The following is a 7010-nucleotide window of genomic DNA, read 5'->3' on the forward strand; positions in this document are numbered from 1 at the left end:
CGTCCGCGTACCGAGCCGCCGCGTGCACCACGGGCAGCCCGGGCGGCTCCGGCACCGGCCGCACCCGGCGTGCCCCGACTCCGCTCAGCACCGCACGGCACTCCGGGCAGAGCACCGTACGAGGCCTCCCACAGCCCCCGCACTCGGCCGGCAGCACCAGGTCGGTGAGGTCCTGCCACCACCCCCGCATGGCCACCACTGTGCCGCCCCGGGCCCTCTCCGACCACCCCTGTGGACGACGGCCTGTGGACAATTCCGCACCAGGCGAACCGTTCGTCCCCCACACGACTGACGGCCCTGTGGGGCGGCCCCATAGGACGGCCCCTTGGAACGGATCCGCGACGGCCCCGTGGGACGGCTCCGGGACGGCTCGTGAGACGGCTCCGTGGCGGCCCGTGGGGCTGCACGGCAAGGCACCCTCGTGACGACACCGCCCCCGCTCCCGAACGACAGCGGCAGCCCCTCCCGGCCCTCACCGGGCAGAAGCGACCGCCGCCACAAGCGCACCTCGGGCCCGGCCACGGGGTCGCCACGCCACAACCGCGCCCCGGCACCGGGCACCGGCCACCGGGGGCGCCACACCTCACCCCGGATAGACCGGCGCCGTCCCCTGCGTCACCTTCTGCCACTGCGCACCCGACGGCAGCCGGACGATCCCGTCCACCGAGTACGCCACCAGCGGCAGCCGGTCGTCCTCGGCGGCGGTGACCTCCTTCACGCCGGTCAGGGCCGCGGGCGCCGGTACGTCCGGCGTGGAGCCGTCGACCTGGACGTACCGCATCTGCTCCACGCCACCGTGCTCGCGCCCGACCACCACGAGCCGGCTGTCCCCGGCCCACGACATGGCGGTGATCTCCTCAAGCTCCGGGGTCGCGGAACGCAGTTCGACCACCCTGACGGCCGACTTCTCGCCCGGCTTTCCCTCCCGCTCGATCAGCCCGATGAGCAGGGTCTTCTTGCCGCCCTTTTCCACGACGAGCGCGATCCGCACCCCGTCGGCGGCCACCCGCACGGCCTGGATCCGCCCGTCCAGATGCGGCGTGCGCACCTCCAGCGGATCACCCTTGCCCTCCTCCAGCAGGAGCAGCCGGGGATCGTCCGGGTCACGGTCGGCCACCCACAGCCCGTCGTGGGCGTCCCAGCTGGGGGTGGTCAGTCGGTCCTTCTCGGTCGGGCCGTGGCTGCGCAGCACCGGCTCGCCCAGCGAACCGCCCGAGACCAGCGACCCCACGTACAGCGACTTGCCGTCGAGGCTGACACCGGCCGCGGTGTGCTCGTCGCGCGACACCGCCACCGACCGCAGTGCCGTGTCGCCCTCGCCCAGCGCCCCCGGCGCCGGGTCCGGCTTGGTCTCGCTGTTGCCCGCGGGGATCCGTACCAGCCGGTCCTTGGCGTCGACGAAGTACAGGAAGTCGGGGCTGCGCACCGAGCTCCGGAAGGCGGCGGCGTCGGCCGTTTTCTGCGTGAGCGAGCACAGCTCCGTCCCGCCGGCCCGCAGCTCGACCTCGTCCACCGCGGGGCCGAGGCTGTGCAGGGTGAACAGCAGCTGGGCCGCCATCTCCTCGCACCGGTTGATGCCGACACCCGCGGCCTTGTCGTTGAGCGGGACCGTCAGCTTGTTCCGGTCGTCGGGCGTCAGCGCGCCTGCGTCCTTCGGCAGCGCCGTACCGGTGGGGAAGCTCGACCTGACGACGGGCCCGAGCCACCGCGTGGGCCCGCTCAGGACGGAGCGCACCATCTGCGTCATGGGATCCACCCGCCGACGGACGTACACGGGGTCGGCGACCGCGGTGGGCCGGGTGTCCGCCCCTGCCACCGTGGTGTTTGAAGCGAAGTAGTACTTATTGACGGACATGTAGTTGCGCTGGAAGTCCGACTCGCCCATGACGACGCCCTGCGGCAGCGCGGCGATCCGCCACTGACCGCTCTTCTCGTCCTGCGTCAGGTGCAAGGTCCTGCCGTACGCCCCGGTCGCCGGCGCGTACGACTGCTGCGCGTCCACCGTGGCCACCTTGGTGCCGGTCAGCATGTACGTGATCTCGCCGGTGTCCTCGCGGCCGGCCGCACCCTCGGGCTTGGCACCCGGCCCGTTCGTCAGCACCGTCGTGGAAAGCTCCGGCCGCCACGTCTTGGCGGCCTCACCGGTCAGGTACTGGCGTGCGGTCTTGTAGTGCGGATCGTCGCTGGTGAGCGCCTCCAGGAAGCCCTGCACGATCTCCGGGGGCTGCGCGTCCTCACCCGGCGGCACCGCGTACACCCGCACCTGGTTCTCATGGCGGGGTGTGGACTCCACACCCCGCAGATCCCCGCTGTCCGGCATCGAGGCACACCCCGCCAGCAGCAGGACGCCACCAGTGGCGTACGCCATCACGCGCGCGGGCGTACGCCGACCGCGCCCCCCACGGTCAGCGCCCACGAAATGCCTCCCCATGCCTGTCCGCGTTCTCCGACTCGGTTTCCCTGACCGAGCCCGCGGATCCGTTGTCCCTGTCCGCGTCCTTCGGCCCGCTCACGACCTGGTCGCGAGAGGACCCAGCAGGACCACTCGGCCTGCCGTCGCCGGCCGCACTCGCCGGACCGCTCACCACACCGTCGCCGACCGCGCCTGACGAACCGCTCACCACACCGTCGCCGACCGCGCCTGACGAACCGCTCGCCACGCCGTGGCCGCCCGCGTCCGCCGGGCCGCTCGCGCCCGCGCCGCGAGCCGGCTGCTCCGGGGCCGCCTGTGGATCGTCCTGCCGCCGCGTGCCCGAGGCGGACCGGGGCACGACGCGCGCGCCGTTGCCGGGCAGCGCCGTCGGATCGGCCGTGGGGACCGCGGAGGCCGCCCGCGGCGGTATCGGGTCCCGTGCCGGCCCCGGTGGCCGCGGCCCGCTCGCCGACTGTGCCGGCACGGTCGCCCGCTTCTCGCCGTCCCCCCCGCCGCCAGACGGCAGACCGGCGTCGTCGAGCCCCCGGTTCCGCCGTGAGTCCTTGGGCTCCAGCGGTATCGGAGAGCCCCGCAGCGGCTCGTCCGCGGTCCTGGGCAGCGTCAGCCGGAACTGCGAACCGCCGCCCGGCTCGCCCCACGCCTGAAGCCAGCCGCCGTGCAGCCGCGCGTCCTCCAGGGCGATGGACAGCCCCAGACCCGTACCACCCGTGGTCCGCGCGCGTGCCGGGTCGGCCCGCCAGAAACGGCTGAACACCCGCGTCGCCTCGCCCGGCTTGAGCCCGACCCCGTAGTCCCGCACCGCGACCGCGACCGCACCGCCCGCCGCGGCGAGCTTGACGACGACATCCCTGCCCTCACCGTGCTCGACGGCGTTCACGACGAGGTTGCGGAGCACGCGCTCCACGCGCCGGGCGTCGGCCTCGGCGACGACGGGCTGCTGGTCGCCCAGGACGCGGAGCCGCGTCCCCTTGCGCTCCGCGAGCGGCTCTGCCCCGCTGACCACCCGCCGTACGACGTCCCTGAGGTCTATCGGCTCCGCCTCCAGCGCCGCGGCACCCGCGTCGAACCGGCTGATCTCCAGCAGATCCGCGAGCAGCGACTCGAACCGGTCCAGCTGGTCGGCGAGCAGCTCCGCGGACCGCGCGGTCACCGGGTCGAAGTCCTCCCGCGCCTCGTGGATGACGTCCGCGGCCATCCGCACGGTCGTCAGCGGCGTACGCAGCTCGTGCGACACGTCCGACACGAACCGGCGCTGCATCCGCGACAGGTCCTCCAGCTGGCTGATCTTCAGCTGGAGGTTCTGGGCCATCTTGTTGAAGGCCTCGCCGAGCCGCGCGATGTCGTCCTCGCCGGTGACCTTCATACGCTCCTGAAGCCGCCCGGCGGACAGCCGCTCGGCGATCCCCGCCGCCATCCGCACCGGCGTGACCACCTGACGCACGACGAGCCAGGCGATGGCCCCCAGCAGGACGACGACGAACAGCCCGGCCGTCGCGAGAGTCCCCTTGACCAGGCTCAGCGACTTCTCCTCCTGGGTGAGCGGGAAGAGGTAGTAGAGCTGGTACGGATCCCCGTTGGGGTCGTTGACCTGCTTGCCGATGACCAGGCCCGGCTGGGAGTCCTTGGTCTCGTTGTTGTACGTGATCCGGGTGTAGCTCTGCGCGGCCGTCGTACTGCTGCCGATCCGCTCACGCAGATCGGCGGGCACGCTCCTGCTCCAGTCCACCTCGCCGGAGGCGCGCGGTCCGCGCCCGCCGGCACCGTCCGCGTCGGAGGCCGGAAGCGTGACCACGTCGAAGGCACCCTGGCCGCCGCTGGACAGCGAGGACACCAGATCGCTCATCCACTGGATGACGTTCTGCGCGGGACGGCCGTCCGCCGTCGCGACATCGTCGCCGGTGCCGCTCGCCGCCTCGTCGGACCGCTGCTTGGCCACCGCGAACCCGCCCGTGGCCTGGCTCTGCGACGCCTTCACCTTGGCGTCCAGCAGGCCGTTGCGCACCTGCCCGATGACGACGAAGCCGAGCAGCAGGACCACGCCCAGCGACATCAGCAGCGTCGTGACGACGACCTTGAGCTGGATGTTGCGCCGCCACAGCCGCATGACGGGCAGCAGCGGCCGGCGCACCCACCGCATGAACAGCCGGATGACCGGGCTGCCCTGGACCCCGCCCTGGAGCAGCAGCCCGCTCTCCAGGAACCGCGCCCAGCGGGAGCCGGCCTTCTTCCGCCCGACAGGCCGCCCCGGGCGGCCCCCGGACCGTCCGGGCGCCGAAGCGGCACTGTCGCCGGACATGTCAGCTCGGCCCTGCCTTGTACCCGACACCACGGACGGTCACCACGATCTCCGGCTTCTCCGGGTCCTTCTCGACCTTGGAACGCAGCCGCTGCACGTGCACATTGACCAGCCGCGTGTCCGCCGCGTGCCGGTAGCCCCACACCTGCTCCAGCAGCACCTCGCGCGTGAACACCTGCCACGGCTTGCGCGCGAGCGCGACCAGCAGGTCGAACTCCAGCGGCGTCAGCGCGATCGACTGCCCGTCCCGCTTCACGGAGTGCCCGGCCACGTCGATGACCAGGTCACCGATGGCGAGCTGCTCCGGAGCGGGCTCCTCCGACCTCCTGAGCCGCGCCCGGATCCGGGCCACCAGCTCCTTCGGCTTGAACGGCTTCACGATGTAGTCGTCGGCACCCGACTCCAGGCCCACGACGACATCGACCGTGTCGCTCTTGGCCGTGAGCATCACGATCGGCACCCCGGACTCCGCCCTGATCAGACGGCACACCTCGATGCCGTCCCGACCGGGCAGCATCAGATCGAGCAGCACCAGATCGGGCTTGGACTCACGGAAGGCGGCCAGCGCCTTGTCGCCATCGGCAACGAAAGACGGCTCGAAACCCTCACCACGCAGCACAATGCCGAGCATCTCGGCCAGTGCGGTGTCGTCGTCGACGACAAGGACTCGTCCCTTCATAAACGACATCATCCCATTCTCATAACGGTGGCGAAGGCAGTGGTGAGGTAGGTCACCGGCAGTGACCATAGTCGCAGCAGGCGCTACTGTCTGCCCTCGCCCACCCCCTGTTGATCTCGACGACGGGCAGCGGCGAGGCTCCCGTCCCCCCGGAAGGGACGAGGTTGCCGGAGCCCGCGCCACTTCGCACGCACTCCGGCAGCCGCCCGGCTCAGCCCGCCGACACGCGGCGCGACCGGGCACACACCTCGGCGAGCGCCTCGGCCGTGACGGGCGAAACCGCGCCTTCCTCCGTGACGATCGCCGTCACCAGCTCGGGCGGGGTCACGTCGAACGCCGGGTTGTACGCCTGCGTCCCCAGCGGCGCGACCGGAATGCCACCGCCCGCCTCAGCCCCGGTCACCGGCACCTGCGGCGCCACGAACTCGGTCACCTCATGACCGGCCCGCTGCTCGACCTCGATGGACGCCCCGTCCGGGGTGTCCGCATCCACTGTCGTCACCGGCGCCACCACGATGAACGGCACATGGTGATACCGCGCGAGCACCGCCAGCGGATAGCTCCCGATCTTGTTCGCCACCGAACCGTCCGCCGTGATGCGGTCCGCCCCGATCAGCACCGCGTCCACCTCCCCGGCGGCGAACAGCGACCCGGCCGCGTTGTCGGTGAGCAGCGTGTACGCCATCCCGCTGCGCGCCGCCTCGTACGCCGTCAGGCGGGCGCCCTGCAACAGCGGACGCGTCTCGTCCACCCACAGACGCCGCAGCCGTCCCGCCCGGTGCGCCGCGAGCGCCACCGCGAACGCCGTCCCCTCCCCGCCCGACACCAGCGAACCGGTGTTGCAGTGCGTGAGGATCCGGTGCCCTCCCCCGGGCAGCAGCTCGTCCAGCAGCGCCAGCCCGTGCTCGGCCATCCGCGCACTGGCCTCGGCGTCCTCCCGGTGCAACTGCCGCGCCGCCGCCAGCGCCGCCGCGGCCGCCTGCCTGATGTCACCGCCCTTGGCGAGCGCGGCCTCGTGGGCCGCTTGCGCCCGGCGCACCCCCACGGCCAGGTTCACCGCGGTCGGCCGGGCGCTCGCCAGCGCGGCCGCGGCCTCCTCCACGTCGAAGCCCCGCACGGCGGCGAGCGCGACGCCGTAAGCCCCCGCGATGCCGAGCAGGGGCGCCCCGCGCACGGCGAGCGAGCGGATCGCCTCCACGAGCGCGGGCGCGTCCGTACAGACCAGTTCCACCTCCTCGACCGGCAGCCTCGTCTGGTCGAGAAGGACCAGAACAGGTCCTTCCGGTGGTTCTTCCCAACGGATCGCCGGGATCTCGGTCGGCCGTTTGTCATCGCCGCTGTACGCGTACTGATCAGCCATGCCGTCAGTCTGCCCCCTAACCAGCGGACAATTGAAGGTACGCAGCCCATACCGCGGCCGGTCACTCCAAGACCACCCCATGGCACGATGGCTGCCAACCTGCCGCCGCGACCGCGGACGGGCACCGTGAAGGAGCGACGATGAACGACACTCCGGGCTGGGCCTCGCCCGGATCCGCCCCGTCCGACGGGCAGAAGCCTGACGCGTCCGGCCCTGCCGAGCCCGCCGACCGCCCCAACCC

The 7010-nt window shown here is 72.5% G+C and carries 4 protein-coding genes and 1 pseudogene; all 5 read right to left on the minus strand.

What is annotated here, in order from left to right:
• Window positions 1-190 (minus strand): annotated as a pseudogene (locus CA983_RS47360) (ComF family protein); the annotation flags it as partial.
• Between the two features lie 393 nt (window positions 191-583).
• Window positions 584-2416 carry an LpqB family beta-propeller domain-containing protein gene (locus tag CA983_RS38420; RefSeq protein WP_086605343.1) on the minus strand — a complete coding sequence of 611 codons (1833 nt, stop codon included), beginning with the start codon at window positions 2414-2416 and terminating at the stop codon, window positions 584-586.
• Entirely contained in the window at window positions 2406-4730 is a 2325-nt protein-coding gene (mtrB, locus tag CA983_RS38425; RefSeq protein ID WP_244207279.1) for an MtrAB system histidine kinase MtrB, read from the minus strand. Before mtrB ends, CA983_RS38420 begins: the two co-directional genes overlap by 11 nt.
• A 1-nt stretch (window position 4731) precedes the next feature.
• Window positions 4732-5421: a two-component system response regulator MtrA gene (mtrA, locus tag CA983_RS38430; protein ID WP_003990656.1), complete on the minus strand. Its 690-nt coding sequence runs from the start codon at window positions 5419-5421 to the stop codon at window positions 4732-4734.
• A gap of 199 nt (window positions 5422-5620) precedes the next feature.
• A complete protein-coding gene (mtnA, locus tag CA983_RS38435) occupies window positions 5621-6769 on the minus strand; it encodes an S-methyl-5-thioribose-1-phosphate isomerase (RefSeq protein WP_086605344.1) in 1149 nt (382 codons plus the stop codon).
• Between the last annotated feature and the right edge of the window lie 241 nt (window positions 6770-7010).

Source organism: Streptomyces swartbergensis, assembly GCF_002148965.1.
Classification (GTDB): Bacteria; Actinomycetota; Actinomycetes; order Streptomycetales; family Streptomycetaceae; genus Streptomyces; species Streptomyces swartbergensis.

What these genes read in the sequence shown, in the direction of transcription:
- mtrA (WP_003990656.1), bottom strand. Translation starts at nt 5,421, where the DNA reads ATGATGTCGTTTATGAAGGGACGAGTCCTTGTCGTCGACGACGACACC.
- mtnA (WP_086605344.1), bottom strand. Translation starts at nt 6,769, where the DNA reads ATGGCTGATCAGTACGCGTACAGCGGCGATGACAAACGGCCGACCGAG.
- mtrB (WP_244207279.1), bottom strand. Translation starts at nt 4,730, where the DNA reads ATGTCCGGCGACAGTGCCGCTTCGGCGCCCGGACGGTCCGGGGGCCGC.